The 22,215-nt window shown below is 64.0% G+C and carries 15 protein-coding genes; 11 read left to right on the plus strand and 4 right to left on the minus strand.

Features of this window, described 5'->3' with window-relative positions:
- Positions 1-11: 11 nt before the first annotated feature.
- Positions 12-1,826, minus strand: a complete 1,815-nt coding sequence (locus tag PVZ72_RS01795) for a sensor histidine kinase (protein ID WP_273861055.1) — start codon at positions 1,824-1,826, stop codon at positions 12-14.
- Between the two features lie 198 nt (positions 1,827-2,024).
- On the opposite strand from PVZ72_RS01795, the gene PVZ72_RS01800 reads away from it, so the two are divergent.
- The 4 genes from PVZ72_RS01800 to PVZ72_RS01815 all read left to right on the plus strand — a co-directional run bounded on the left by PVZ72_RS01800 (position 2,025) and on the right by PVZ72_RS01815 (position 4,495).
- Positions 2,025-2,225: a hypothetical protein gene (locus PVZ72_RS01800; RefSeq protein ID WP_273861056.1), complete on the plus strand. Its 201-nt coding sequence runs from the start codon at positions 2,025-2,027 to the stop codon at positions 2,223-2,225.
- Between the two features lie 70 nt (positions 2,226-2,295).
- Complete coding sequence (locus PVZ72_RS01805) at positions 2,296-2,544, plus strand: hypothetical protein (protein ID WP_273861057.1); 249 nt, start codon at positions 2,296-2,298, stop codon at positions 2,542-2,544.
- Positions 2,545-2,652: 108 nt separating this feature from the next.
- Positions 2,653-3,984 (plus strand): 2-oxoadipate dioxygenase/decarboxylase HglS, encoded by a 1,332-nt coding sequence (gene hglS, locus PVZ72_RS01810; protein WP_273861058.1) that lies wholly within the window; start codon positions 2,653-2,655, stop codon positions 3,982-3,984.
- A 61-nt stretch (positions 3,985-4,045) separates the two neighbouring features.
- A complete protein-coding gene (locus tag PVZ72_RS01815; protein WP_187980659.1) occupies positions 4,046-4,495 on the plus strand; it encodes an Lrp/AsnC family transcriptional regulator in 450 nt (149 codons plus the stop codon).
- Positions 4,496-4,522: 27 nt separating this feature from the next.
- Here PVZ72_RS01815 and PVZ72_RS01820 read toward each other — a convergent pair whose 3' ends face one another.
- Complete coding sequence (locus PVZ72_RS01820; protein ID WP_273861059.1) at positions 4,523-7,186, minus strand: DUF4214 domain-containing protein; 2,664 nt, start codon at positions 7,184-7,186, stop codon at positions 4,523-4,525.
- Between the two features lie 223 nt (positions 7,187-7,409).
- Positions 7,410-8,744, minus strand: a complete 1,335-nt coding sequence (locus PVZ72_RS01825; RefSeq protein WP_187980657.1) for a DUF4214 domain-containing protein — start codon at positions 8,742-8,744, stop codon at positions 7,410-7,412.
- A gap of 221 nt (positions 8,745-8,965) precedes the next feature.
- Between PVZ72_RS01825 and PVZ72_RS01830 the strand changes: the two genes are divergently transcribed.
- From PVZ72_RS01830 to PVZ72_RS01855, 6 genes are all read left to right on the plus strand, one after another.
- Positions 8,966-9,955 (plus strand): GDP-mannose 4,6-dehydratase, encoded by a 990-nt coding sequence (locus tag PVZ72_RS01830; protein ID WP_017641611.1) that lies wholly within the window; start codon positions 8,966-8,968, stop codon positions 9,953-9,955.
- On the plus strand, positions 9,948-10,919 hold the full coding sequence (locus PVZ72_RS01835) for a GDP-mannose 4,6-dehydratase (protein WP_273861060.1): 972 nt from the start codon (positions 9,948-9,950) through the stop codon (positions 10,917-10,919). The genes PVZ72_RS01830 and PVZ72_RS01835 overlap by 8 nt, the downstream gene beginning before the upstream one ends.
- A 9-nt stretch (positions 10,920-10,928) precedes the next feature.
- Entirely contained in the window at positions 10,929-11,708 is a 780-nt protein-coding gene (locus PVZ72_RS01840; protein ID WP_273861061.1) for an ABC transporter permease, read from the plus strand.
- A gap of 12 nt (positions 11,709-11,720) precedes the next feature.
- On the plus strand, positions 11,721-12,923 hold the full coding sequence (locus PVZ72_RS01845) for an ABC transporter ATP-binding protein (RefSeq protein WP_273861062.1): 1,203 nt from the start codon (positions 11,721-11,723) through the stop codon (positions 12,921-12,923).
- A gap of 8 nt (positions 12,924-12,931) precedes the next feature.
- The gene (locus PVZ72_RS01850; RefSeq protein ID WP_273861063.1) at positions 12,932-14,221 is read left to right on the plus strand and encodes a class I SAM-dependent methyltransferase; all 1,290 of its coding nucleotides are present in this window, start codon (positions 12,932-12,934) and stop codon (positions 14,219-14,221) included.
- Positions 14,222-14,508: 287 nt separating this feature from the next.
- A complete protein-coding gene (locus tag PVZ72_RS01855; protein WP_273861064.1) occupies positions 14,509-17,052 on the plus strand; it encodes a bluetail domain-containing putative surface protein in 2,544 nt (847 codons plus the stop codon).
- 199 nt (positions 17,053-17,251) lie between these two features.
- Here the strand turns inward: PVZ72_RS01855 and PVZ72_RS01860 are convergent, their stop codons facing one another.
- Complete coding sequence (locus tag PVZ72_RS01860) at positions 17,252-19,072, minus strand: DUF4214 domain-containing protein (RefSeq protein ID WP_273861065.1); 1,821 nt, start codon at positions 19,070-19,072, stop codon at positions 17,252-17,254.
- Between the two features lie 1,027 nt (positions 19,073-20,099).
- Between PVZ72_RS01860 and PVZ72_RS01865 the strand changes: the two genes are divergently transcribed.
- Positions 20,100-21,857 (plus strand): DUF4214 domain-containing protein, encoded by a 1,758-nt coding sequence (locus PVZ72_RS01865; protein WP_273861066.1) that lies wholly within the window; start codon positions 20,100-20,102, stop codon positions 21,855-21,857.
- Positions 21,858-22,215: the final 358 nt, after the last annotated feature.

Consider the following 22,215-nt stretch of genomic DNA (forward strand, 5'->3'; position numbering starts at 1 on the left):
AGGGCTGACGGTCAACCGCGGACTTCTTCCTGGGGCACCGAGGCGACCCCCGGCTTGCCGTGCAGCAGATAGAGACGTACCTCGGCGCCACCGTCGCCATGGTTGGACAGGTGCAGGTGGCCACCGAGGGTCCGCAACAGGTTATCGCAGATCGCCAGGCCCAGGCCGAGGCCCTGGGCGGTGGCCTTGGTGGTGAAGAAGGGTTCGTGGGCGCGGGCCAGGGCCTCGCTGGAAAAGCCCGGACCGTTGTCTCTCAGGATCAGGGTCACGCCGCGCTCGTCGATGCTGGTGGTCAGCCACAGCCGGCGGGTGCTGGTCTTTTCCGCGAGGGCGTCGAGGGCATTGCTCAGCAGGTTGCTGATGATCTGCCGCAGGCGGGTTTCGCCGGCCTGCACCCACAGCGGCGCATCGGGCAGGTCGCGAATCAGCTCCACCTGCATGGCCCGGCGCCGCGCGGCGACCAGCGCCAGGGCGTCTTCCAGGGCGCCCTGCAGCACCACGCTCTCCGGCGCACGGCGGGCGCCACGGGCATAGGCCTTGAGGTGGGCGATGATGTTGGCCATCCGCGTGGTCAGCTCGCCGATCAGCTTGAGATTGCCGCGGGCATCGTTCAGCCGGTCGTGGTCGAGCAGCACGACGGCGTTTTCCGTGTAGCTGCGGATGGCGGCCAGCGGCTGGTTGAGTTCGTGGCTGATGCTGGCCGACATGGTCCCCAGCGCCGACAGCTTGCCGGCCTGCACGGCTTCGTCCTGGGCGCGCATGAGTTCGCGCTGGGCCTGCTCGCGGTCGTGCACCTCCTGCTGCAGCCGCGCGTTGAGCGTCTGCAGGTCGCGGGTGCGCTCCTCCACGTTCAGCTCCAGGTCACGCTTGGCCCGGGCATCCAGCGCCAGGCGCTCGATGAAGTGGCGCCGTCTCAAGGTCATGACCACCAGCAACAGCAGCAGCGCCAGCAGGGTGGCCGCGCCGACGTAGAGGGCACTGCGCACCTGGCGCTCGACCATTTCCCGCGGCGCCAGGATCTGCGCGTTCCAGCCGACCTCGTCGAGATTGCGGGTCTGGGTCAGCCAGTCGCCGGGCACCAGGGTCAGGGGCGCCGGATTGGTGGTGGGGTAGGGCCGGTTGGCATTGACCTGCTCGCGCTGGCGCTCGTCCAGCGGATGGGTGGCGCGAAAGCGCCAGGCGTCATGGGAGGTGAGGATGACCACGCCCAGGTCGTCGGTGACCAGCAGTTGCTCGGGCGCATTGCCCCAGAGCTTTTCCGCGCTGTCCAGGTCGACCTTGACCACCACCACGCCAATGGCCCGCGTGCCATCGCGCACGGCGGCGGCGAAATAGTAGCCGCGCTTGCTGGAGGTGGTGCCGAGACCGAAGAAGCGCCCCGGCTGGCCCTGCATGGCCGCCTTGTAATAGGGCCGGAAGGAGAAGTCGCGACCGACGAAGCTGTCCGCCTGGCGATAGTTGGAGCTGGCCAGGCAGGTACCGTCGTCCTGCATCAGGTAGATGACGTCCGCCCCGGTGCGCTGGCGGATGTCTTCCAGCATCTGGCTGGCGGCGTCCTGGGCCGTGCTGTCGCCCTGGCCTTCCAGGGCATGGCGCAGCACCGGCAGATCGCCCAGCAGGTCCGGCAGCACCTCGTAGCGCCGCAGCGTGCCCAGCAGGTTGGCGACATAGAGATCCAGGGTCTGGCCGTTCTGCTCGCCCAGTTGCGCCTCGTAATAGTGCTGGGCCGCGTAGCGCAGCGGAATCAGCAGCAGCGTCAGACCCAGGGCCAGCAGCAGCAGGCTGCTCCAGCGGGGGCGCTTGGGAAGGTGAGGACTCTTGGGCATGCGCGGCTACGATCAGGGGGCGTCCCGGCATTATGCCCAAGCCGGGACCCTGGCGAAGAGGTCGTCAGACTGTTAACGCCTTGGCAGTCGATTGAAATATCTTGTTACCAATGGCCCTGGCTGTGGACGAGGACACGGATTTGCCGGGCGAAAGCCGGCTAACTGAACCTGCAATCAGCCACCGAAGGAGTGACTTCCATGAAAAGCACCACCCTCTGCCTGACCCTCGCCGGCTTGCTGGCCACCTCTGCCGCCTTCGCCCAGACGGCGCCCACCGACTCGGCTACGCCGCCTGCCGCGACCAGCAGCAGCCCGGCCAAGACCGGCAAGCAGGCCACCACCCACCACAAGAAGGTGGCGCACAAGAAGGTCCACAAGGCCAGTACCAGCGGTAGCTGATCCGCGGTGCGGCACCTCCCCGCGCGGGAGGTGCCTAAAGGGAAGTGAATCCGTCCAGAGGAGTCCTCCCATGCGCACGTTTCCCCTGCTTCCCGCCCTGATCCTGGGCCTCGGCCTGTCCGGCGCCGCCCTGGCCCAGACCAGCCCGACCAATCCCCCGGCCACCCCCGCGCGGCCCGATCCCACCAGCACCCATGGCATGGAAAAGGCGCCCAGCACCGGCGTCGGCGCGGCCGACAACGGCTCCAGCGGCGGTTCGGGCAGCAATACCGGCGCCGATCATGTGAAGAAGCCCAAGACCCAGCACAAGGATCACTGAGGCAGTCCGCCTATTCCCCCGGGGAATGATCCAATGAGCAAAGATCGCTTGAGCAGCCCGCGCGGGCATGTCGAAATCGGCTTCTAGCCTGAGCCAGGAGCCGCTCCCATGACCGCCGCGTCGCTGCTTTCCCCGGATCTGATCCGCACCCGCTTTTCCCAGGCCATGTCGGCGATGTACCGCCAGGAGGTGCCCCAGTACGGCACCCTGCTGGAACTGGTCGCCGAGGTGAACGCCGGACAACCGGGCTTCGCCGGAGACTCCGCGGAGCGCCTGGATCTGGAGCGCCACGGTGCCATTCGCGTCGGCACGGCCGCCGAGCTGGCCACCCTGCGCCGCCTGTTCGCCGTGATGGGCATGCGGCCGGTCGGCTACTACGACCTCAGCGTGGCCGGGGTTCCAGTGCATTCCACCGCCTTCCGCCCGGTCGCGCCGGCCGCCCTGCAGATCAATCCGTTTCGCGTCTTCACCTCGCTGCTGCGCCTGGAGCTGATCGAAGACGCCGAGCTGCGCCAGTTGGCCGAAAGGGTCCTGAACGAGCGCCGCATCTTTACCCCGGGTGCACTGGAGCTGATCGAGCGCGCCGAGGCCCAGGGCGGGCTCACGGATGCCGAAGCCGATGCCTTCGTCCAGGAAGCCCTGGAGACCTTTCGCTGGCACCGCGAGGCCAATGTCGACGCCAGCCTCTATCAGCGCCTGCACGACGCCCATCGACTGATCGCCGACGTGGTCTGTTTCAAGGGCCCGCACATCAACCACCTGACCCCGCGAACCCTCGACATCGACGCCGTCCAGGCGCGGATGCCCGCCCGTGGCATCGCACCCAAGGAAACCATCGAAGGCCCGCCCCGCCGCCAGTGCCCCATCCTGCTGCGCCAGACCAGCTTCAAGGCGCTGGAAGAACCCATCCTGTTCCAGGGCGAGGTCCAGGGTTCGCACACGGCGCGCTTCGGCGAGATCGAGCAGCGCGGCATCGCCCTCACCCCGGCCGGTCGCCAGCGCTACGATGAACTGCTGCAGGAGGTCCGCCAGCGCAGCAAGGTGGCCGGCAGTGACTACGCAACGGTCTTGGCCGAGGTGTTCCAGGCGCTGCCCGACAACTGGGACGAGCTGCGCCGCCAGGGCCTGGCCTGGTTCCGCTATCGCGCCGTGGCCGGCAGCCAAGCGGCTAGCGATAGCCGCGATCCCGAGGCCCTGATCGCCGCCGGCCAGCTCCTCGCCGATCCCATCACCTACGAAGACTTCCTGCCCGTCAGCGCCGCGGGCATCTTCCAGTCCAACCTGGGGGCCGGCAGCCAGCAGGAGTACCAGAGCGGCGGCAATCGCGCCGCCTTCGAAGCCGCCCTGGGTGCGCCGGTGCTCGACGAGATGGCGCTGTACGAACGCCAGCAGCAGGAATCCCTGGACACCGCCCTGGCTGCCCTCGGCCGCCCCGCCTAGAATGACGGCTCCCGCGTCGGCGGCCCCCGGCCCCGACGCCCGCCCCCGGCAGGCAGCCACGATGTTCACCAAACTCGATCCGACCGACTGGCAGCTTATCCACCTGCTGCAGCAGAACGCCCGCGCCTCCAACGCCACCCTGGCCCGCCAGCTGGGCCTGGCGCGCACCACCGTGGTCACCCGCTTGGCGCGCCTGGAGCGCGATGGCATCATCCAGGGCTACGGCCTGCGCCTGGGCTCCGAACTGGAACAGGCCGCCGTGCGCGCCTACTGCGCCATCAGCGTCCTGCCGCGCAGCACCGCCGGCGTCATCCGCGCCCTGGAAAAGATGGTCGAGGTCGAGGAAGTCTCCTCGGTCAGCGGCCAGTTCGACTACCTGGCCTTCCTGCGCTGCACCACCCACGAAAAACTCGACGAACTGCTCGACCGCATCGGTAATCTGGAGGGGGTCAAGCAGACCCAGACGTCGATCATCCTGAATCGGAAAATCGATCGGCGTCGTTCGACTTAGAGGGCTGCTCTCCGCTTTCCTGCTTGGCTAACCGGCCACGCCGGTCGAAAGCGGCTCCTGCCCGATCAGCACGATGCCCGGTGAGCCGATGGCGGCGGCATCGCCGGCTTGGGCGAAGGCCCCATCCCTGCCGAGCGCTGCGCCGACATAGGTGGGTTGGGTCGTCGACAGACCATCCCAGACAGCCGAGGTACCAGCGCCGACACCGTAGGCCGCACCTGCGTGCTGGCCGTCCTTGAACGTTGCACCGCTACCAGCGGAGGCCGTCGTGATCAGGGTTCCATCACTGGCCAGCACCGCAGTCAGGTCATAGTTGAAGGCCGCCGCGACGTTGCCCAGCTTGTCGAACAGCACCACGGCATCCTCCTTGCCGAGACCGGGCCCGTCGACGCTGACCACTGGGGTAGCACCGCTCAAGCCCCACGCCGTCTTGAAGGCGCTCAGGTTCGCCGCAGCCACATCGGCGACCACCAGCGTCGCACCGGCGGCGAGAACGCTATTGCCGTCGAGCGTGATCGCGGAGGAGAACTGACCGGCTTCGTCGGTCATGCGCCAGCCGCTGAGATCTATGCTGGTCGAGCCGTAGTTGTACAGCTCGAAGAAATCTCCGCCCTTGGCGTTGGAATTGACCTCGGTGATCAACAGGTTGTAGTGAGGCCTGGCGGCAGTCGCGAAGCTGATGTCCATAGCGGCCACGGCATTGCCCGCATGGTCGACGAGCGCGCCCGGTTGTAGCTCCAGGTGGTAGCTGCTGCTCGCCTGCAGCCTGCTCGTCGGCGTCAGATGGAGGACGTTGAAGTCGACCGCGACGCCCGGATCTCCCGCCTTGAACACCTGAACCACGGTGCCGGCCTGGTCCACCAGCTGGAGGCTGCCGCTGCCCAGCGCGATACCTTCATCGAACGTCAGACTGATGCGGCTGCCGGTGGGGACATCCCGCGCATCGACCGCTGGGCTGCTGGCCACCAGGAGGGGAGCGGCAAGGTCCACGGCCGCTGTACCCAGGGTGACCAGGTTGCCCTGGAAGTGCTGCTGCGCCGGGTCGAGGTCCTTGGATACCTGCGTCTGCCCCTGCCAGAGCGTATCGCCGTTGTCCTGCAGCAGCAGGATCTCGGTGCCCGGTCTGACGCTGGCAGGGGAGGCGATGGACTCGAAGCTGCCCCCGGTGGCGGCCAGCAGGGCATCCAGATCGTTGTCGAGCTCGACGGGCGCGGTGGCAGGGTCGCCGCTCCAGGTGAACAGCCGGAAATCGTGGGTAACCGCAGCGGAGGCGCTAGCGGAAGGACCGGCCAGAATCAGATAGCCGCTGCCATCCAGGGCCCGGTCGATGGAGCGGATGCCCCGCCCGCCCAGATTGAGCTCGATGGCCTCGAAGGTAGGCGAGAGGCTGTTGTCGGCCAGTACGGCCTGATAATTGGTCACGGCAACCAGCAGCGCCTTGTCGCGTGCCCCGGTATCCAGCTGCGGCGCACGAAATCCCAGCCAGAGCTGGCTGTCATCGGGCGAGGTAGTCAGGCCTTCGATGGAGAAGCCGTTGACGTGCTCGGGGGCGATGCCGGCAGCGGAAGAGACCTTCAGGCCGTAGTAGCCGGCCGGCTTGCCATTGCTGCCACTGGCATCCCAGGCATCGAGCGCCGCGACCAGGCCTTTGTAGGTCTGGATGCCAGTGGTATCGAACACCGGCTTGCCCTGGGCGTCGGTGGTCAGCTTCACGGCCAGGATGGCTTCGCGTCCCGGCGCCTCCTTGCCGCTCTTGCTGTTGCTGTGCGAGCCGGTGAGATACAGGGTCCCCTCCGTGCCGAGGCTGCCGGTAAAGGTCATGGCCTCGAAATCCAGTTCGTCGCTCAGGCCCAGCACACTGCCGTAGTCGAATGCGTCGAGCGCCTGGCCACCCTGCTGATCGTAAACCCTGAGCACATTGCCCTCGTCATCGCCGACGATGAGGTACTGGCCCCAGCGGATGACCCCGGACGCATCCGACGCGCCGGCCTGGGTGCCTGCCTCCGGCGTGAAGGTGAAGATGGCTGGCTGTGGCTCGGCAGGCGCAGGGGCGGGTGCGGCATTGTCGATCAGGCGCTCGGTCGTGCGGGTGACCAGTTCGATCAATGACTGCTGTCCCTGTTGCGCCAGGAGGTCGTTCAAGTCGGTCAGGCTCGGCGGCGTGCCACTGACCCCCTGATAGGCAAGACTCAGTTGTGCCTTGGCCAGCGCATGGGGCTGACCTTCCGGCGAATCCGCAAGCGCTGCCAGCACCGCTGCCCGACTGGTGCCGGCCGCCAGTTGCTGGGTCCAGAACTGCAGACCGTCCGCATCGGCGGACCGCCCCAGGGCATTCTCATAGGCGGCGGTCAGAAAGGCCGTTGCCGAGCCCGCAGCCATCGTGGCGAACTCCGGCGATTGCAGAAACGCCTGCTGGATGGCTTCCAGGGGTGTGCCGTTCTGCAGGGCCTGGGTCCAGTACTGCAGCCCTTCGGTGTCCGGCAGTCGTCCAAAGCTGCTCAGGTAGAGGGCGACGACAGGCACCCTGCTGGAGGCCGCTTCGGTCGAGAGCGAAAAACCCGTGGCTACCTGCGCGAGACTGGCAGTGCCCTGGTCAACCTGCGCCGTCCAGTACTCGAGTCCCGCAGCATCCGGAGTGCGGCCGAGAATGCTCTGGTAGTAGGCGCTGATCGTTTCACGGGTCGTGGGCATGGCGCAGGTCCGTCTGATGACAAGGGAGACGGAGCCTAACGGGCAGAGTGTTGCAGAAAGATTGCAGGGGCGGGGCGGCTTCTGTTTCCCCTCGTCGAAGCCACGCGACGGGAGCTGTGACCTGACCCCGGTTGGGCTTCGCTGCGCTCAGCCCAACCTAAGTGCCGTTGCAGGCTGGGTTGAGACGGCCTCTTCGTCGAAGCCCAACCGCCGGAGATTCAGGCTAGGCCCACTCGTTCTGACCCACCAGCAGGATGAAGCCATTGGCACCGCTGGTCAGCGCCTGGTTTTCCGTCGAATCGGAAAAGGACTGCAACACATTGGCGCGGCCCAGCCCGGTGCCCAGGTCATGCAGCCAGTAGTCGATCCCGGCGGTCTCGCCGGTACGGCCGAGCACGTTGGCATACAGCTGGGTGACATAGGAGCGATCGTCCGCCGCGGAGAACAGCCCCTTGAACTCGCTCGAGGCGGTGAAGGACTGGGCAATGGTCTGGCTGGTCGTGCCCTTGGCGTGGTCGTACATCCAATAGTCGAGGCCTGAGTAGTCCGGTACCCGGTGGAAGGCCGCGTTGTAGAGGCGGGCGATCTGCGCCTGATCGGCGGTCAGGACATAGAGGTTGCGATCGCTGAAGTTGAGCAGGTTGATGTCGTGCAGGTTGAGCGCGAGGTCGCCGCTGTTGCTGGTCAGGCTGACCACGTTGCCGGCGGCCTGCCACTTGTAGGCGCTCGCCGCGTTTTCCAGCCGCAGCACATCGCCACCACCATAGCCATAGAGACTGCCGCGATGATCGCCATCCAGCGACAGGCGATCCTGGAAGAAGAACTCGCCGTCCTTGCTGCCGCTGTTGACGCCCAGGCCCACCGGTCGCGAGCCGGCAGCGGCCCCGCTGCCGTTGTCGATGCTGGCATTCAGGTACCACTTCCAGTTGCCGGCATCGCCCAGGCTGGCGTAGGTCGACAGGGTGTCGCTGGTATTGCCCGAAGACAGCACGCCGAGCAGGTGGCCACTGCTGTCCAGCAGCGGCCCGCCCGAGGCGCCACTGCCCAGTCCGGTGGAGAATTGATAGGCGGCGACGCCGTCGTAGTGGGTCGCCGTGCCGGTGTCCTCCATGAGGCCCGTGCCCCGACCCGGATAGCCGAGCACGGTGCCGGCGAAGGAGGTGGCGCCGCTCAGTGTGGGCGTGAGGGTGCCGGTAACCGCGCTCAGGTTGACGTTGAAACCCAGCAGCGTCAGGTCGTTCTGCGCCTCCGCGGGAGAGACCAGGCCATCGCCATTGGCGTCCCAGTTGCCGACCCTGCTCGACCAGTTGTCTGCCAGGTAGGTACCCAGCGGTGCGGACCAGGCACCTGTCGCGTCATTGACGAAGGCGCCGGGCGCGACCATGACCTGGACGGCGGAACCGCCATGCGCGGCGTTGTAGACCATATGATTGGCGGTGAGCACGTCGTTGTCGCCGACCACGCTGCCCGAGCCGCGGAAGGCGGAACCATCGGGAAAGATGGATTCGAGATAGACGATGCTGCTGTAGGGTGCCGAACGGCTGGTGATTTCGCGCATGTCAGGAGGACCTACCTGTATCTGAGCGGAGACATTCTAAACCCCACGGCGCGCCCTTCCCGTGCATTCGTCGGCCCAGACAACCGCCTGGCATCGGCCTTCCGGATGCCAGGCCCTGCCGAGCACCGCACGCTTCCAGCCATATATCTGTGGTAGCATCGCCGGTCTTTTTTGTGTGAGTCGCTCGCACCTCGTCTCATAACTTTCGGAACCGTATCGCGATGGCCCAAAAAACTGCTCTGATCACTGGTATCACTGGCCAGGATGGCGCCTACCTGGCGCAGTTTCTGCTCGGCAAGGGATACAAGGTACTAGGCCTCAACCCCCGGCGTAGCACCTCCGACGTCAACCTGGCACGTCTGGAGTGGTTGGGTATCGCCAAGGACGTCGAGATGATCGACGGCGACCTGCTCGACCTGTCGGGTCTGATCCGCCTGTTCCAGCAATACCAGCCCGACGAGGTGTTCAACCTGGGCGCCCAGTCCTTCGTCAAGACCTCCTGGAACCAGCCGCTGCTGACCGGTCAGGTCAGTGGCATCGGCGCCGTCAACGTGCTCGAAGCGGCCCGTCTGATCAAGCCGGACGCCCGTTGCTACCAGGCCTCCACCTCCGAGATGTACGGCCTGATCCAGGAGCCGGAACAGCGCGAGACCACGCCGTTCTACCCGCGCTCGCCCTATGCGGCCGCCAAGCTCTACGCCCACTGGATGACCGTCAACTACCGCGAGAGCTTCGACCTGTTCTCCTGCAGCGGCATCCTGTTCAACCACGAGTCCCCGCTGCGCGGCCTGGAATTCGTGACCCGCAAGGTCACCGACGCCGTCGCCCGCATCAAGCTCGGCCTGCAGGACGAACTGCGCCTGGGCAACATCGACGCCAAGCGTGACTGGGGCCATGCCCGTGACTACGTCCAGGCCATGTGGCTGATGCTGCAGCAGGACGTCGCCGACGACTACGTCATCGCCACCGGCCGTACCACCACCGTGCGCGACATGTGCCGCATCGCCTTCGACGTGGTCGGCATGGACATGGACAAACACCTGGTCATCGACCCGGCCTTCTTCCGTCCCGCCGAGGTCGACGTGCTGCTGGGCGATCCGTCCAAGGCCCGCGCCAAGCTGGGCTGGCAGGCCACCACCACCCTCGAAGAGATGATCACCGAGATGGTGGAAGCCGACCTGGCGCGCCTGAAGCCCCTCGCCCGTGCGTGATTTCGCCGGTCAGCCGGTCCTGGTTACCGGCGCCAGCGGCTTCGTCGGCAGCCACCTGCTGCCGGCGCTGGCCGCCGCCTTTCCGGCCGCCGAGCTGCACGGCACCTGCCGTGACGGCTCGCTGCCAAGCCAGGCACAGGTCGTCGGCCATGCCCTCGACCTGAGCGATACGGCTGCCACCCTGGCACTGGTGCAGCAGCTGCGCCCGGCCGCCATCGTCAACCTGGCGGCCTTCGCCAGCGTCTCCGGCAGCTTCGCCCAGCCCGAGCGCTGCTGGCAGATCAACCTGCACGGCACCCTCAATCTGCTGACCGCCGCCGCTGCCCTCGAACAGCCCCCGGTGTTCCTGCAGATCGGTTCCGGCGACATGTATGGCGCCAGCTTCAAGCGCCATGCCGAGGTCGACGAGCAGGTGCCCCTGCATCCGCTCAACCCCTATTCCGCGAGCAAGGCCGCTGCCGATCTCGCCGCCGCCCAGTTCGCCGCCACCTCCCGGGTGCGGGTAATCCGCGCGCGACCCTTCAACCACAGTGGCGCGGGTCAGGGTAAGGGCTATGTGCTCACCGACTTCGCCAGCCAGATCGCGGCCATCGAGCGCGGCGAGCAGCCGCCCGTGCTGCGCGTCGGCGATCTCAGCGCCCAGCGCGACTTCCTCGCCGTCCAGGACGTGGTCGCCGCCTATGTGGCGCTGCTGGGGCACAGCGAAGGCATCCCCAGCGGCACCGCGCTCAACATCGCCTCCGGCCGTCCGCTGCGCGTCCAGGAACTGCTCGACGCCCTGATCGATCAGGCCGCCTGCCCGATCCAGGTCGAGCAGGATCCCGCGCGCCTGCGCCCGAGCGATATCGCCCGCGCCGTCGGCGATGCCGGCGAACTCCGCCGCCTCACCGGCTGGCAACCGCGCATCGAGCCTTCTGCACTCGTCGCCCAGGTCCTCGCGGACTGGCGCCAATCCGGTTCCTGATCTCTGCCCATGAACTACTCGCTGATCCTCAACTTCACTCGGCAGGATCTGATCGATCGCCATTCCGCGTCGGTACTCGGCGCGGCCTGGACCTTCATCCTGCCGCTGGTCAACATCCTCATCTTCACCCTGGTGTTCTCCAACATCATGGGCATGCGCCTGGATGCCATGGGGATGCAGTCCCTCGGCCAGTACAGCTACAGCGTCTACCTGGTCACCGGGCTGCTCGCCTGGAACTGCTTCTCCAACACCCTGACCCGCATCACCCAGGTGTTCCACGAGAAGGCCCACCTGCTGGGCAAGGTCCGGCTGTCGCTCTGGTCGCTGCCGCTGTACATCCTGCTCAGCGAGACGGTGCTCTATGCCATCTCCATGGGCTTCTTCGTCGCCTTCCTGGCGATCATCGGCTTCCATTTCCCGTCTACCGTGCTCTGGTGGCCGGTGGTCTTTCTCTGCCAGCAACTGCTGGCCTATGCCCTCGGGCTGATCTTCGCCATCCTCAGCGTCTTTCTGCGCGACATCGGCCAGATCGTCGGTGTGGTCATGCAGCTGTGGTTCTGGCTGACCCCGGTGGTCTATGTCATCACCATCATGCCCGAGCGCTGGCACCCCTGGTTCGCCGCCAACCCCTTCTATTACATCGTCGAGGCCTACCGCGCCGCCCTGATCCAGGCGAGCCGGCCGGATCTGCTGGCGATCGGCGTCCTAATCCTGGCGGGCGCCGTGCTGCTGGGCCTGGGCATCGTTCTGGGTCGCAAGCTCGAACGCGACATCCGCGACTTCATCTAGCAGGCCTTCGTCATGCTCCGCGTTTCCCATGTACGCAAGGAATTCAAGCTCTATAGCCGCCCGGCGCTGCGCCTGAAGGAAATCCTCTTCCGCCGCAGCTACCACACCCGCCATGTGGCGCTGGAAGACATCAGCTTCGAGGTCCGCAGCGGCGAGACCCTGGGCATCCTCGGCCGCAACGGCGCCGGCAAGTCCACCCTGCTCAAGATCCTCAACGGCGTGCTGCTGCCCGACGGCGGCGAGATCGACATCAAGGGGCGCGTCACCGGCCTGCTCGAACTGGGCACCGGCTTCGACGGCAACCTCACCGGGGTGCAGAACATCCTCGGCAACGGCCTGCTGCTGGGCATGAACCGTGAAGAGATCGAAGCCAAGCGCGCCGCCATCATCGAGTTCTCCGAGCTGGGTCGCTTCATCGACGAGCCCATCCGCACCTATTCCTCCGGCATGGTCATGCGCCTGGCCTTTTCCATCGCCATCCATGCCGATCCGGACATCTTCCTGGTCGATGAAGCCCTGTCGGTGGGCGATGGCCATTTCCAGCAGAAGTGCATGAGGCGCATCAAGGCCTTCCGCGCCTCCGGCGGCTCCATCATCTTCATCTCCCACGACCTCAACGCCATGAAGATGCTTTGCGATCGCTGCATCGTCCTGAGCGAAGGCTGTGTGGTCGCCGACGACACCCCCGAGGCGGCGGTCAATCGCTACAACCAGCTGCTCGGCGCCGACCGCGAAGAGCTGGAAGTGGAAGCCGAGGAGAGCGGCTACGGCACCGGCGAAGCCCGTATCGAATCCGCCGTGCTGCGCGGCGTGAGTTCCGGCAGCGATACCCTGGCCTGCGGTGACGTCGCCCATCTGGACGTCCGCGTCAGCGCCCGCGAGCACCTGCCCGACGCCACCCTGGGCATGATGATCCGTGACCGCTTCGGTCAGGACATCTATGGCACCAACAGCTTCCTGCTCGGCGTACCCCTGGTGCTGGCCGCCGGCGAAACGCGGGTGCTGCGCTACGAATTCCCCATGCGCCTCGCCCCGGGCAAGTACACCCTGACCCTGGCCCTGCACGAAGGCCCTGACCATACCCGCCACTGCTATCACTGGCGGGACAACTGCATCCGCTTCGAAGTGGCCGGCATCCTGGGTTCGGTCTTCGGTGGCCTCTGCGATCTCTCCGCCGGGTTGCATGACGTGACCCCCGTTTCCCAGCCCGCCTAGGCCCTGCCATGTCCGCTTCCCGTCCCGAACTCGCCCCCTGGTACGCCCTGCTGACCCTGGAGGGCGAGGCGCTGCTGCGCGCGGCCTACCCCTACCTGCTGGGTCGCGAGATCGATCCCGAGGGGCTGGCGCATCATCTGCAGCGCCTGCGCGCGGGTGAAGACAAGCTCGAATTGCTGGCCGGCCTGCGTGATTCCGCCGAAGGCCGTGCCCACGGCGCCCCAGTGGCAGGACTGCGCGGCGCGCGCCTGCGCCGGCGCTGCCGCCAGTTGCCGCTGCTCGGCAGCCTGTTGCGCCGCTGCCCGAACGCCCAGCGCCAGCAGCGCGACGCCGCGCGCCACCTGGCCCTGCATGAACGCCTGGAAGCCCATATCCAGCGCCACGAGCAGCATTACCGGGTACTCAGCGCTGAACAGCAGGTCCTCGGTGCCCGCCAGGCCACGCCCGATCCGGCCCTGGCCGAATTGCGCGAACGCCTGCGCCTGGCCGAGAACCTGAACCAGGAACTCCGCGCCCGCCTGACCGCCCTGGAAAGCGCGCCGCGCGCGGCGGCGTCCCAGCCGGCGCTGGCGACTGCCGTCCAGACACCCGAGATGGATGCCGCCGAGGCACCGGCCAGCAACCTGCCCAGCGGCACCGTGCCCGACAGCTTCTATCTGGCCTTCGAGGATCGCTTCCGCGGCAGCGCTGAGACCATCAACGCCCGGCTGTCCTACTATCTGCCCACCATCGCCGCCAACCCGGCTCTGGCTCGCGGACTGCCGCTGGTGGACATCGGCTGTGGCCGGGGCGAGTGGCTGGCACTGTTGCCATCTGAGGTAGAGCGCCTGGGCATCGACCTCAATGCCACCAACGTCGAGCTGTGCCGCGCCCGCGGCCTGCCCGCCGAGCACACCGATGCCATCGCCTGGCTGGCCGCCCAACCGGCCGGCAGCATCGGCGCCGTCTCCGCCTTCCACGTCATCGAACACCTGGGCTTCGAGCGCCTCAACCAGCTGCTTGATGTCTGCCTTCACGCCCTGGCGCCGGGCGGGCTGATCCTCTTCGAAACGCCCAACCCGGAAAACATCGTCACCTCGGCCAACTACTTCTGGACCGACCCCACCCATATCCACCCGTTGCCGCCGGCCTTCACCGAATTCCTGGTGCAGTTCAAGGGCTACGCCCAGGTGGAAATCCACAAGGTCAACGCCGTGGAACCCGAGCATCGCCTGCACGAAGACAGCGAAGTGGCCCGCCACGTCGACCGCTGGTTCTACGGCCCGCAGGACTACGCGGTGATCGCCCAGCGGCCTTGAGGCTTGTAGGCTTCCGGGCCCCGGAAGCCCGGAAAATGCCGCTTTCGTGCTCGCTCTGACGCGACCCTTTCCCGGCAATCGGTAGCGAAGGGATAGCCTCGAATCCGCTAAAAAGTGTGAATTGGTTCACTTTTTTCTGTGATCCGCGTGACTTGTTTTGTATCCTCCCTCCGGATCGCCGAGCAAGCCTGGCCGCTTCCACGCCGGTCACAGCCTCGCATCAGCAACCAAACCTTCAGCTAGGGACAGCCTGAGGTCGTTGACGACCTCTACCGGAGACCAGGGACATGGCCATTACCGCATCGCAGATTCAGAATCTCTATATCGCCTATTTCGGCCGCCCGGCCGAGCAAGCCGGCCTCGATTATTGGAGCACCCAGGCGGACCTGACCGTCGAGGGCCTCAGCGCCTCCTTTGCCGAACAACCCGAATACCAGGCCGTCTATGGCGATCTTCCCCGCGAAGAAGTGGTCGCCCAGCTCTACCAGAACCTCTTCGGTCGCAAGGCCGAGGGCAACGAGCTGGACTACTGGATCGCCAGCGACGACATCAGCGTGGACCGCATGGCCCTGGCCCTGGTCAACGGCGCCCAGTCCACCGACCGTGAATTGCTCGATGGCAAGACCGAATTCGCCGCGGCGATCACGGCAGCGCAGAGCGACGCCAGTGACATTGCATCGGTAAAGGAAGCCTTCACCGATGCGAAGCTCACGATCACCGTTGAAGGGACGACCTATACACTCGAACAGTACGCCCGCGAAGTCGGTTCCCTTGGTCAGTTCTACCAGCTGGCAGCCAACCAGGTAGCAGCGGTGGAACCTGCGCCGGCTACCCCGGCGCCTTCCGTACCTGCGGCAGATCCCTATGCCTACGCCTTCAACGGTGCTCTGGGCTTGCAGGATGGTTTGGGTAATTCGACCACCAACGTGCGTCTACCAGAAGGCACAACGACGACTACCATCCAGCTGAACGATGCCGCTGGTGGTGCAAGAATCCAGCTGATGGATGCGCTGACCAGCCTTACGCTGCAGGGGACCGTCAGCAGTGCCCCCAACTCGAACGTATACATGCTCCTGACGGACATGGCATACCCGCATACCCTGGCCGAATTGAACGTGGCCATCAGTGGCGGTGATCGGGCCGTACCAACCAAACTGTTGCTGTCGAGTTGGCATGCCCTGACAACCGTCAATGGAGCCTCCTCCAGCGGCAGTCTGGAGCTGAATCTGGACGACCTGTACAGCCTCTCCCGCCTGACCACGGGCAGTGGTGATGACCTCCTGACCGTCAGGCATGGTGGCAGGGATCTGGTCGTAGAGGCTGGAGCGGGTAACGACACGGTTCAGGTGAGCGACGTCTATTTCGCCACCAAGCCCACCCAGCATACGACTTCGGTAACGCTGGGCGACGGCAAGGACACTTTCAGCCTCTTTACCCTGAGCAATCTGGGGCAGATGTACCTCGGTACGGCAGATAGCCTCGCTGCCGCCAACGCTGCCCTCCAGCAGGGGCTGGTTAAGGTGACCGATTTCACCTCCGAGGATCGCCTGGAGCTTGGTGCAAACTACCGCGGACTCTCCGCTGGTGGTCAGTTCGTGGCTCAGAGCGACGCCCAGCAACAACAGATCGAGACGGCTGCGACCCTGGCTGAAGCGCTGCAACTGGCGGCTAACAATGCCGCTGGCGATGCCAACCTTGCTCGTAGTACGGCTTTTCAGTACCACGGCAGCACCTACCTGTTTCTCGACCACGCCTTGAGTAGCACCGTGACGGTAGGGGATGGCCTGATCGAGTTGACGGGCTATACAGGCCCGTTGGATGGCAGCAATTTCAGTTTCGTCGCCGATGACGACAATCCGCAGTACAGCATTGGCAGCCAGGGTGTTGCCGAGCTGGCCGATGGCAATCCGGTGCCACACTTGCGTTTCCACGCTGGCGTGACGGATGCCACGATCACCTTGCAGGAAGCCCGGGGCCACACCGGGCTGACCTTCGACGATGCGAACACCCTGACCTCCCTTACCCTGTCGGGAACCGCAGCTTCGGCGGGTTTACAGCTGACCATCTCCGAGGATTACTTCTATACCGATCAGCTCGCCAGCCTCACTCTGAAGGTCAGTGGGGGGGATACCGAGGTCCAGATTTTCGACATGACGGCCCTGAGTCGGCTCGATGCCTCTGCATCCTCTGCCAACCTCAAGATCAGCGGGCTCTACCAGGATCTGCCGGGCTCCCTCAAAACCCTGCTCAGTGGCAGCGGCAATGACCAGCTGCTGCTGGCGTCCGGCAAGAATGCCCTGACCGTCGATGCCGGTGCGGGCGACGACACCCTGATACTCAAAGGTGCGGCAGGTCGTGATCCATCGGCAGACTATGGCCTCTCCATGACGCTGGGGGCAGGTAATGACTTGCTTAAGCTGATTGGTCTGAGCAATCTCCTGGGCAATTTCGCGACCGGTGATGCCGATCAGGTGGCCAGCGCCAATACGGCTATCGGTCGAGGTCTGATCAAGGTCACCGACTTCTCGGCAGCCGACAAGCTTGATGCCTCGGTAGTCTTCGCTGACCCCACAACCGGCAGTCTGGTACGCCAGAACGCTACCCAGCAGGATGCCGTCGGCAATGCGGCCAGTCTGGCGGAGGCCCTGCAATTGGCGGCTAGCAACGTTTCAGGTGCCGAGGCTCATAGCACTCTGTTCCAGTTCAACGGCAACACCTACCTCTTCGTCGATCATTCTGCCGCGACTGGCGTAGCGACTGGCGACGGCCTGATCGAGCTGACCGGCTTTACCGGGGCTTTGGATAGCCAGCACCTCATCATCGCTGCCTGATTCGGCGTGTGAGGGTTGCCACCACCTCAGGATCTCTAAAGAAGAGGTGGTGGCCTGCCTACCGCAGGGTTGGCCGGGATTCACGGTCAAGTCTCTACGCCCTCAGTCGCTTGGCGACGGCGTGATTCCCTCGTGACCCTGCCCATGGAAAAAGCCCCTGCTCCATCACTGGAGCAGGGGCTTCTTTATTACCGAGCTATCAGACGTTCGCGATACCCAGGCCGGCGATGCTGGTGCCCTCGGCGAAGGGCGTACCCGCCAGCTTGATCAGCGTATCGTTCTCTACATAGGTGGTACTGGCGCCGGTGGTTTCCACATAGGCATAGGTGTCGCCCCCGAAGAGGAAGACGCTCAGGCCGTTGTCGGTTGTTGCTCCAGTGGCGGCAGTGTTCAGCGCATCCGCCAGGCTGCCTGCGGTCGACAGGTCCTGAACGGTCGCCTGGTCGGATGCCACGACCGTAGCGCCTTGTAGGGTGATGGTGTCGGCCGTATTCGCCGTTCTGTAGTCGGTGATGGTATCCAGGGCACCGAGGGTCGAGGCGTTGTTCGCGCCGAAGACGAAATTATCGATACCTGCGCCCCCAGTCAGGATGTCCGCACCCTTGCCACCGCTCAGGGTGTCAGCGCCAGAACCACCCTTAAGGACCAGGGTGCCATCGGCTTCCGCGCTACCATCGATAGTGACCGCACTGGTGACGGCAGATGCATCGATGGTCAGCGTCTTGCCTGCGGCTACCGTCTTATCCGTAAGCGTCAGGGCGTTATCGGCCACGTTCGCCAAGGTCAGGGTGGTGTCGTTGGCCAGCACCACGTTATCCAGGGCGCCAGCGGTGAGCGCATTGGTCAGGGTCACGCTGTTCAGGCTGGTAGCCGACAGCTCCGTTCCGGTGGTGATGGCGCCCAGTACGCCTTGCACAGCGGTCAGTTCACCGGTGATCGCCGTCAGGGCGTCGGCACTGATCTTGCCGGTCGTCGCGCCATCGACGGTCACCAGATCGGCAGCATTGGCCGTGGTATCGGTCAGGTCGACGGCCACGCCATCGGCATGAATAAAGGAGGTAGCGTCTGCGCTCAGCAGTGCCTTGGCCTGGTCGAGGCTCGCTTCGGTGATGGCAGTGACCTTGGAGGCATCGAGCACACCCGCGGTAGCTGCATTCAGCTCGGTCAGGGCCGCAGCCGTTAGCGGGCCGTTGTCCGTAAGGGCGACGGTGCCGTCCCCCGGAAACTGGATAGCGGCGGCATCGGCACTGCCAATGTTCAGGACAGTACCGCTCGGTACGGTGATGCTGGCGACGGTGCCAGTGACCGTTACCGAGCCGGCATAGGGGCCATCGCTGGAGAAGACGAAGTTGCCATCCTGTTTGGCGACAGTCACCGCATCGCCCTGATTGGTAAAGCTCACGACGCCGTCCTGGTCCAGGGTGGCGGCGAATACCGGAGTCGGCTCGGGTTCAGGCGTCAGCTCCGGTGTCGGAGTGGTATCGGTACCCGTGGCCTGGGCGACCGCAGCGGCTACTGCCGTATCGAGATTGGCCAGGGAAGCGTCGCTCGCATCGATGCTATTAAGGAAGTCGCGACCCACAGCCAGGGCCGCCGCCTCGCTATAACCGGTCGCGCCACTGGCTGCAACGCTGGCGGTGAAAGCATTGGCAGCGGTGAGCTTGTTGCTGGCCGCCGTGATGTCATTGTCCTGGGCGCCCAGCAGAATGGCCAGGGCCGCCTGGGCCTGATCGACGGCGCCACTTTCGATCTGCGCCTGCCAGTAGGCCGCGCCAGCATCGTCTGCTTCGCGCTTGAACAGGTTGGCGTAAATAGAGCTGATGGTCTGGTTGGTGCTCATCTCGCCGTACAGGGCTGCAGACTCTTCCGACGCGGAAAAACCGGAAAGCACCAACGACAGATCGCCCCCTTGGCTATCGACCTGATCGGCCCAGTAGGCCAGACCTGCCGGGTCCGCCGGGCGACCCAGGTAGGCGAGGTAGATCTGTTGTATCTGATTGACGTAATCCGAAGCGGCCATTGTTTCATCCCTCTAGGAAATGGGCAGAACACCCAGGGACTGTGAAACCTATCACGGCTAAATAGACATACGATTCATGATTGTTGCGCTAAATGAAAAAAATGCAGGTGGCAAAGTGCCGTATGGGATTGAAGCTGTCTAAAAAGGGTATGAACCGCTTCGCTCTTTCCGTCAGCGGTAATAATCGTCAGCTGCAGGTCGAGTGCTTGTACGCGCCAGGTGGCAAGAGTGATGACTGGCGGCCTCAAAGGCGCTCTAGCGGCCGCGGCTAGACCGCTATAGATGGAAGAAGAGAAGACGAGCAGGGATGAGTGAGGCCGGTAGTACCAAAGGTCAGCAGCTTTCACTGTCGGGACTGATCAAATAATGATCAGAACAGGGTCCTTCTGCACAGTCTCAGGCGTTGCACTATCTCAATCAGCATTCGATGAATAGCGGCATCTGGCCAGCTTTTGACGGCTTTTAAGCGCTTTTCACCCACTTATGGCTAACTGAAGTGCGACCGTTCGTCCGCCCGCAGACGCGACCATTGGTTAGGGGAGAGGCGGGGCTTCGATCGCAGGCGGTCGTAAAAGTGGAGCGAATGGTCCAGGCGCAAAAGCCAGCGAAAAAAGGGTCTGCGTCAGATTTATGGCTTTTTACAGCGGTTTGTGACCGTTAAACGACGATTCCCACGGCTATGCCGGCAGGTTGAGAACTTTAGTCTCTATATCAGCGCACTCAGGGTGATGTCGACCCGATAGGTCTCGGTACGATCAATCCATCTGAGTAAAGCGTGAAAGGCTCTGAAGAAACGCTTGTTCCCGTCACAAAGGTCTGTGTAGGATTGCCGCCGATACCGCTGCTTTGTACGACGAACGCACATCCTGGATGTGAACCTCTTTACAAAGCCGATATCGAAACGAAACCCATCATGGGGGCTTCGCCCCAGCAGTTGGGGTGAGGCGACAGGCCGGTGCCGACGGGCACCATCCAGTGACGGAAGGCCTGAAGTCGAATTCGACAAAATCTTAGGAGATGCAAGGAAATGGCTGTTACCGCTAATCAAGTTCAGAGCCTGTACGTAGCCTACTTCGGTCGTCCGGCCGAGCCCGCTGGTCTGACCTACTGGACTTCCCAGACCGGCGCCACTGTTGATCAGGTCAGCGCTGCCTTCGCTCAGCAGACCGAGTACACCAGCACCTATGGTGGTCTGACCCGTTCGCAAACTGTTAGCCAGCTGTATCAAAACCTGTTTGGTCGCAGCGCTGCCGCTGACGAACTGAACTACTGGGTGAACAGCGGCGACATCACTGTTGATCGCATGGCTCTGGCTCTGGTGAACGGCGCTTCCGGTACCGACCGCCTGCTGCTGGAAAGCAAAGTTCAGTACGCCTCTGCTCTGACCTCCAGTGCCTCCTCGACTGCCACTGTCGCTTCCCTGAACACTGCTTTTGATACTCCTGCTACCGCAGTAGTTATCAATGGTGCCAGCTATTCCTCGCTGGCCAACTATCTTGGTTCGGCTGCTTCCGGTATCACCGGTACTTCGACTGCTGCCCAGATTGCCACTGCTACTTCTACTTACCTGGGTGCTGCTACCACTGCTCAGAACGCTGTTACCAGCCCTGTGTTTGCTGCTGCCGGCGCTACTGCTGCCAACGGTGGCCTGCTCAATGGCCAAACCGCGATCAGCGGTACTCCCACCGTTGACTTCGGTAGCAAGACTGCTGCGACTATCGGCTTGAATGCTGTAGACGCTGACGCCACCATTACTCTGCTTGGCACTCAAGCGACTAGCCTGGCTGTTACTGGCACAGTGGCCGCGTCCACCGCTGCTGTCGCTGCCGGTGCGGGTGGTACTCCTGCTGCTGTCCCCGCTGGTCAAGTTGACCTGGCGTTCACTGCCGCCGCTGCCACTACTCAGTTCAACACCCTGAACCTGGGTCTCACCTCCAATGGCACCACTGACGCTACCAAGTTCGTTGGTGTGAACGTTACTGGCCTGACCGAACTGACCTCGATCGACGCTTCGGGCTCTTCCGCTAGCCTGCTGGTAAGCGGTAACACCGCTAGCGCCAACCTGGCTACCATCACCCTGGGCAGCGGCGCTGACACCATCACTGCTAGCACTTCCGCTACTGGTGCTGTTGCTCAAACCGTGAATGCTGGTGCTGGCAACGACACCATCACTGCTACCGCTATCAATGCTGCTCTGACCATCAACGGTGGTGCTGGCAACGACAACATCACTGCTAACGTCACCTCCTCCAGCGCAGCCAACCTGGTTGTCAACGCTGGCGAAGGCAACGACCTAGTGACTGTCAATGCTAACGTCAGCACCTCGACTGCTGCCCACACTGCAAGCATTACCCTGGGCGCTGGCAACGATACCCTGGCTATTGGCTCTACCCTGACCAACGTTGGTTCCATCGACCTGAGCACTGCTACCGGTATCACCGCTGCAAACACTCTGATCAATGCCAACCTGGTTAAAGTTACTGACTTTAGCTCCAATGACGTTCTGGACGTGACCGTCGGCAGCACCACGCTGGCCAACACTTACGCTGCCCTGAACCTGACCCAGGCTGCCAATGCCACTGGCGCTGCTTCGCTGGCCGAAGCTGCTTCGGTTGCTGTTGCTGCCGCTCACGCTAACGCTGCTAGCTCCACTACCACCTCCTTCCAGTTCGGTGGCAACACTTACGTTGCTGTCAGCGCTGATGCCACCTTTGGCAGCGGCGACGGCCTGATCGAACTGACTGGCTACACCGGTGCACTGACCGCTGGTACCAACCTGGTCTAAGCTTGGTGTTTTGAAGAATGGGGAGCCTAGGCTCCCCATTTTTTTTCTTATTTTTTAGGGTTAAAGCTTCGAAGCCGAAGTCCGCTGGGTTTAGTAGCTTTTGAAGAAGAAGCTAGCGGTAGCCACGCGGGGTAGATTCGACAAAATCCGCTGAAAATGAAGCACTCTGAAGTGCTGCTTACTGCAATAGGTCAAACAGTTGTCCATCCACGAACAGTGCGCTCTGTACCCCTTCTAGTTGAAAATCTCGTTTAGCAGGCTCTGCTAATTCGCAAGCGACCCAATCTGAAATTTACTAAAGCTCGTGCTGGGCGCGGGCTGCAGCCATTCAGCTGCGCCATCCTGACACTTGACAGCG

The organism is Pseudomonas sp. LA5 (assembly GCF_028640825.1).
Classification (GTDB): Bacteria; Pseudomonadota; Gammaproteobacteria; order Pseudomonadales; family Pseudomonadaceae; genus Chryseomonas; species Chryseomonas aestiva.

Coding starts and splice junctions, on each gene's coding strand:
- PVZ72_RS01860 (WP_273861065.1), bottom strand. CDS start 19,072: ATGGCCGCTTCGGATTACGTCAATCAGATACAACAGATCTACCTCGCC.
- PVZ72_RS01800 (WP_273861056.1), top strand. CDS start 2,025: ATGAAAAGCACCACCCTCTGCCTGACCCTCGCCGGCTTGCTGGCCACC.
- PVZ72_RS01850 (WP_273861063.1), top strand. CDS start 12,932: ATGTCCGCTTCCCGTCCCGAACTCGCCCCCTGGTACGCCCTGCTGACC.
- PVZ72_RS01820 (WP_273861059.1), bottom strand. CDS start 7,186: ATGCCCACGACCCGTGAAACGATCAGCGCCTACTACCAGAGCATTCTC.
- PVZ72_RS01815 (WP_187980659.1), top strand. CDS start 4,046: ATGTTCACCAAACTCGATCCGACCGACTGGCAGCTTATCCACCTGCTG.
- PVZ72_RS01830 (WP_017641611.1), top strand. CDS start 8,966: ATGGCCCAAAAAACTGCTCTGATCACTGGTATCACTGGCCAGGATGGC.
- PVZ72_RS01855 (WP_273861064.1), top strand. CDS start 14,509: ATGGCCATTACCGCATCGCAGATTCAGAATCTCTATATCGCCTATTTC.
- hglS (WP_273861058.1), top strand. CDS start 2,653: ATGACCGCCGCGTCGCTGCTTTCCCCGGATCTGATCCGCACCCGCTTT.
- PVZ72_RS01795 (WP_273861055.1), bottom strand. CDS start 1,826: ATGCCCAAGAGTCCTCACCTTCCCAAGCGCCCCCGCTGGAGCAGCCTG.
- PVZ72_RS01840 (WP_273861061.1), top strand. CDS start 10,929: ATGAACTACTCGCTGATCCTCAACTTCACTCGGCAGGATCTGATCGAT.
- PVZ72_RS01825 (WP_187980657.1), bottom strand. CDS start 8,744: ATGCGCGAAATCACCAGCCGTTCGGCACCCTACAGCAGCATCGTCTAT.
- PVZ72_RS01845 (WP_273861062.1), top strand. CDS start 11,721: ATGCTCCGCGTTTCCCATGTACGCAAGGAATTCAAGCTCTATAGCCGC.
- PVZ72_RS01805 (WP_273861057.1), top strand. CDS start 2,296: ATGCGCACGTTTCCCCTGCTTCCCGCCCTGATCCTGGGCCTCGGCCTG.
- PVZ72_RS01865 (WP_273861066.1), top strand. CDS start 20,100: ATGGCTGTTACCGCTAATCAAGTTCAGAGCCTGTACGTAGCCTACTTC.